Below are 5,162 nucleotides of genomic sequence, written 5' to 3'. Positions count from 1 at the left end.
GGTCCGGTGTGTCCGGTCATGGGTGGTCCGCAGGGTTGGCCGTTGTGGAGGTTCCAGAGGCGTACTGTGCCGTCGTCGCCTGCCGAGGCCGCGATCTCGCGGCCGTTCACCTCGCCGACCGCCACCGCCCGCACTCGCCCCGTATGACCCCTCAGCGGTTGGACGAGTGCCTCCTGTGTTTCGGGGTTCCAGAGGCGGAGGGTGCCGTCGTCACCGCCGGAGATGATCGTCGTGTGTCCGTCTGCTCGGTGGATTTGGATGGTTGTTACGGGTCCGGTGTGTCCGGTCATGGGTGGTCCGCAGGGTTGGCCGTTGTGGAGGTTCCAGAGGCGTACTGTGCCGTCGTCGCCTGCCGAGGCCGCGATGTCACGGCCGTTCACCTCACCGACCGCCACCGCCCGTACCCGCCCCACATGACCCCTCAGCGGGCCGGGAAGAGACTTGTCCGGCGCGGTGCCCCACACTCTGACCACGCCCTCGGTGTCTCCGGTGACGGCGACGGCCCGGCCGTCCGTACTCCCGGTGGCGACGGCCCCTATGGTGTCCGGCCGCCGGCCGACGGCGAAACCGTGAACGGGCTCGCCCGTGGCGGCGGCACGTGAGCCGAAGTCGGGGCTCCGCCGGGAGCGGTTGAAGCCGACGACGACCGCGTCCCCGTTCACCCGCGCCGCCGCCAAGCAGATCACCGGATCGCGCCGGGCCGGGGCCGGGCGCCGAGGCTCACGGTAGGCCAGGTCCCACAGCCCGAGTCCGACCGGGCCGTGGGCGCCGGTGAACGCCAGGGACCGGCCCGCGACCGAGACCGCCGCTACCCCCCACACCGATCCCGAAGCCGTCATCAACGGTGTTCCCAGCTGCCGCCCGGACCGCATGTCCCACAGCCGCACGGTCCCGTCCCACCCTCCGGAGACGATCACGGCCCGCCCGTCCACCCGCGCGGTGGCGAGTCCGGTCACCGCGCCCCGGTGGCCGACCAGGGGTAGGCCGTACTCGCGGGATTCCGCCAGACCCCACAGCCGCACCCTGCCGTCCCGGCCTCCCGACAACGCGACAGGGCGCCCGTCCACCGACGCGGTGGCCAGGCCGGTGACGGGACCCTCATGGCCGGAAAGCGGCGTACCCAGCGGCGTTCCCGACCGCAGGTCCCATACGTGGACAGCCCCCCGTTCGCCTCCCGCGACCGCGACGGGCCGCCCCCGCACAGAAGACACCGCCAAGGTCCGGCCGTCGATATCGCAGACCAGACGCATGCCGTGCACGGGTCGGCGCCGACGCAGGTCCCACACCCGCAGTAGCCCCGGCGCCGCCATGACCAGAACCGGCCGCCGGTTCACCACGGCGATCCGGATCGCCGCCACACCGCCCATCGCTCCCAGCCGCTCGCACCGGCCGGACTCCGGCTCCCACAGCCACACACCTGTGCCGCAAGCCACCGCGACGACCGGCCGGCCGTCCACCTCACCCAAGGCCAGGGCGTTCCCGGCGTCCTCCCAGGGCCAGGACGGCAAAGGGGCGGACTCGACACGGGGTGTCCCCGTGGCCGCGTCCCACAGCCGAACGGCACCGCCCTCATAGCCGACCGCCGCCGTGACGCGGCCCCGCAACCGGCCGGTGGCAAGCGCCACCGCCCTGCCCGTCATGCCCTCCGACAAACCCATGACATGTCGATTCCACTGAACAGGTCCGGCCCACAGAACCCGCCAGGGACCGGGCGGCGGAACGAGGTCCGGCGTCTTCAAGCGGGCCGCGTGGACGGCGAGCAGCCAGCGGCGGACCTCGGGGCCGGATTCGGCGAAGACATACCGGTGCGCTCTGCAGGCCACCGCGTAGAAGGAATCGGGCCGGGAGTCGTGATGGCCCGCGTACTCGATCAACGGAAGCAGTACGTCCGGATCCGCGCCGACCAGCAGCTCCGGATCCGACAGCAACGCATCCAGCCGACCTTCACGCCACGCCCGCTCCACCACCCCGCGCAACTCACCCGGAGCCATCCGCTGCCACCCGCCGTAGCCCATGCCACATCCCCGTCCACCAGCCCCCGCGCCCCGCGACCGTACTCAGGAGCCTCCGGCGGTCTCGCCTCGTCCGGCACCGGCCGGTGGACGCGCCGGACCGCCGTCCGCGAGCCACTCACCGGCGGAATCATCCGTGGCGGCCCCGCGCCACCACTACCGGGGCGTGCTCTCCGCGCGTTTCAGACCGCGCACGGCCGGGATCACCAGCAGCAGAGCGCACACGATGAGCGCCGTGGCCGCGGATACGTAGAGTATCGGCACGGTCCCCGCGACGAGCGCGAGCGGACCGGCCACCGCCTGCCCGACCGGCTTCATCACCAGCGAACCGGCCGCGTCGTAGGCATGGACCCGACCGAGGACGTCGTACGGGACATGGGTCTGCACGCTCGTGTGGAACATGACGACCCAGAACGCCATGCCCACGCCGCTCACGCCGTAGCAGACCGCGACGAGCGGCGCGGGAAGGCCGAGGGCGATACTGAGCGGCATCGCCGCCCAGAGGATCATGGAGAGGGCGCCGGCCCGGAGCGGATACCTCGGGCGGAACCTCATCGCGATCAGCCCGCCCACCACGCTCCCCGCCCCGAGGGACGACATGACCAGGCCGAACACCGATGCCCCGTGGTCGGTGACGAGCGTACTGTTGCCGAGCGTCGTGGTCGGGCCCGCCCCGGCGAGCTGCCAGAGCATGAAGACGACGATGACGCTCCACAACCAGGTCCTGGCCCGGAACTCTCGCCAGCCCTCGACGAGATCGGCCCGGAACGTCGTGACGCCGGCCCGCCCGACCGGTCCCATCGGGACCGAGCGGAGCCGGAGCAGACAGACGCCGCTCACCGCGTAGGTCAGGGCGTCGAGGCCGACGACCACCGCCGGTGAGGACACCACCAGGAGGAGTCCCGCCACGGACGGCCCGATGACCACGGTGACGGACTCCGCGACGCGCAGCGTGGCATTGGCCTTCTGCACGTCCCGGGCGATCAGCGGAGTGATACTGGCGACCCCCGGCTGGAACAGCGCACTGCCCGCGCCGATCAGGGCCAGCAGTGTCAGGATCTGCCACAACGGCGGGGTGCCCAGCAGGAACAGCAGCGCGAGCGCCCCCTGGGAGCCCAGCCGGGCCACATCGGAGACGATCATCAGCCGCCGGGCGCCGAACCGGTCGGACATCACCCCGCCGAAGACGATCAGCGCCGCGAACGGTGCGACGAGCGCGGCGAGCGCGTAGCCCACCCCGCTCGTCCCGTACCCGGCGCGGAGCACGGCCGCCGTGATCGCCACGGGGAGCATCGCGTCGCCCAGCAGGGAGGCGGTGCGGGCGGTGAAGAACAACCGGAAGTCCGGGGTCCACAGGGACTGGCCGGGCGGAGTGTCCTTCGCTCGCCGACCACGCGTCAGGTCCGTACCGGTCACGCCCACCGTCCCCCGTCGATGCCACCGCGGGAGACGCTCTCATACTCGGGTCGCCCCCGGTCAACAGGTTTTCGGAAGCCCGACGGGGCCGGGCCCGTCCGAGCCGGCCGCCGCCGGAAGCGGCGAACGGCGGCTCAGGCGGAGTCGCGGGACCGGCGCGGCGGGACCGTCGCCCGCGCGGCCCCCGCTTCGATGCCGAAGTGCCGGTACAGCTCCCGGCTTCCCTTCTCGGTGACGGCTACGGCCCGGGTCGGTCCGGTCCGGACGACCCAGCCGTCGTCGAAGGCATGCCGGCAGAGCGCCGCGCCCACCGCGCCCGCGAGATGGGGGCGGCGTTCGGTGAGGTCCAGGCAGGAGCGCACGGCCGGTCTGCGGGTGGCCGGGAGGGCGATTCCCAGCCCGGTGAGGAACGCCCCGCCCTCGGGGGTCAGCGCCAGCCCGCCCCGGTCGTCGAGGAACCCGCGGCCGGTCAGCGCGTCCGTGACGGACACCCCGAGGACCCCGGCCAGATGGTCGTAGCAGGTACGCCCCTGGGCGAGGGCCCGGGTCGTCCGGGCGGCGGTCAGCGAGCGCGGCGGGACCCGGGAGGCCGGGGGAGCGAGCGACGCCAGCGACTCGACCAGCTCCGCGACCTCCGGGCCCGCCAGGGCCACGTACCGGTTGCGGCCCCGGCGCTCCTCCACCAGCAGCCCCGCCGCCACGAGCTGGTGGAGATGCCCGGTGGCGGTGGACGCTGCGACACCGGTGTGCCGGGCCAGCTCCCCGGCGCTCCAGGGCCGTCCGTCGAGCAGGGCCAGACAGAACGCGGCCCGGGTGGCATCGGCGAGCAGCGAGGCGACGGCGGCGAGATCTCGCCCGGATTCTCGGGTGTCCATCCTTCGATTGTCCCGCCGGATCACTTCGGCGCCCACCGAAGCATTGATCTCGTACGTTTTCGGCCATGGAAGCAAGCTCACTGACCCTGCCGCCGACGGTCCCCGCGCCATCCACGACGACGATCACACCCGAGACGGTGACGATCACACCCAGCATCCTCTACTTCGGCACCCCCGTCGTCCTCCTCACCACCCGGAACGAGGACGGCACCGCGAACCTGGCACCCATCTCCTCCGCCTGGGCCCTCGGCCACACCATCGTCCTGGGGCTCGGACCGGACGGGCAGACCGGCCGCAATCTGCTCGCCGGGCGCTCCGAGGTCGCCCTCGGCCTGCCGCACCCCGGGCTGTGGCCCCAGGTGGAACTGCTGGGCGGGCTGACCGGCCGGCCGCCGGCGCCGGAGGACCCGCGAGGACACGTCACCCACGAGCGGGACAAGTTCGGGGCCGCGGGTCTCACCCCCGTCGCCTCGGAGCTGATCACGCCGCCGAGAGTCGGAGAATGCCCGCTCCAGCTCGAGGCACGAGCGGCGGCGGTCCGGCACGACGCCGGAGGGGAGTTCCTGATCGTGGAGGCCAGCGTCCTGAGGGTGCACGCGGCGCCGGGCCTCGTCGTACCGGGCACGCAGTACGTCGACCCTGCCGCCTGGAGCCCCCTGATCTACAACTTCCGGCACTACTTCGGCCTCGGGCCCGAACTCGGACACAGCAGCCGCTCCCAGACCCCGCGAAGCCCCCACCCGCAAGGGCTAGGGCGTGTCTGATGGATCTTGCTGGGGCTCGCGTGCCCTGGCACCGCGCTCCCCCTGGGCCTGGCGGCCCGGGCGGTACCCCCACGCCGCGTTGTCGTCAATCACCA

The 5,162-nt window shown here is 72.9% G+C and carries 4 protein-coding genes; 1 reads left to right on the top strand and 3 read right to left on the bottom strand.

Translation table 11 applies throughout. The features are described 5' to 3' along the window. The 3 genes from AB0G74_RS29870 to AB0G74_RS29860 all read right to left on the bottom strand — a co-directional run. The coding region (locus AB0G74_RS29870) for a WD40 repeat domain-containing protein (RefSeq protein WP_361152494.1) at positions 1–2,015 on the bottom strand (2,015 nt) is incomplete at its 3' end. 153 nt (positions 2,016–2,168) lie between these two features. Continuing rightward, positions 2,169–3,428 carry an MFS transporter gene (locus tag AB0G74_RS29865; protein WP_361152492.1) on the bottom strand — a complete coding sequence of 420 codons (1,260 nt, stop codon included), beginning with the start codon at positions 3,426–3,428 and terminating at the stop codon, positions 2,169–2,171. A 134-nt stretch (positions 3,429–3,562) separates the two neighbouring features. Further along, positions 3,563–4,303: a helix-turn-helix domain-containing protein gene (locus tag AB0G74_RS29860; protein WP_361152489.1), complete on the bottom strand. Its 741-nt coding sequence runs from the start codon at positions 4,301–4,303 to the stop codon at positions 3,563–3,565. A 65-nt stretch (positions 4,304–4,368) separates the two neighbouring features. Here AB0G74_RS29860 and AB0G74_RS29855 point away from each other — a divergent pair, with 65 nt between their 5' ends. After that, positions 4,369–5,067 (top strand): flavin reductase family protein, encoded by a 699-nt coding sequence (locus AB0G74_RS29855; protein WP_361152486.1) that lies wholly within the window; start codon positions 4,369–4,371, stop codon positions 5,065–5,067. Positions 5,068–5,162 lie beyond the last annotated feature (95 nt).

The sequence above is a fragment of the Streptomyces sp. NPDC020875 genome (assembly GCF_040641415.1).
GTDB lineage: Bacteria > Actinomycetota > Actinomycetes > Streptomycetales > Streptomycetaceae > Streptomyces.
This window is presented reverse-complemented; position numbering and strand designations above follow the sequence as displayed.